Raw genomic sequence first — 264 nt, 5'->3', positions numbered from 1 at the left:
TCACAGGCAGAAAAGACGCGCCTAAAAAGAACAATAAAAAAAACACCACCAAGCACGGCCACCCGAGACAAAAAAAAAAACCACCAAAAAAAGAGACAGTTGACAAAAAACCAAAACCCCCCCCGCCCACCAAGAAAACGACAAAAAACACCCACACACCCCCCCCCAACACCCCCACAAAAGGGGAGTCTCAGACCGCCCCGGCCTGTTAAACACCACACCCCAGGCGCCACAAAACACAAGAGAAGGACGGAACAACAAAAA

At 49.6% G+C, this 264-nt stretch carries 1 pseudogene; it reads left to right on the top strand.

The features are described 5' to 3' along the window. Positions 1–212: pseudogene (locus M2D63_RS25835) on the top strand (hypothetical protein); the annotation flags it as partial. Between the last annotated feature and the right edge of the window lie 52 nt (positions 213–264).

The sequence above is a fragment of the Pseudomonas sp. BJa5 genome (assembly GCF_030272875.2).
In the GTDB taxonomy this organism is placed as follows: Bacteria; Pseudomonadota; Gammaproteobacteria; order Pseudomonadales; family Pseudomonadaceae; genus Aquipseudomonas.
Note: the sequence above shows the minus strand (reverse complement) of the source record. Positions and strands in the feature narration are given on the sequence as shown.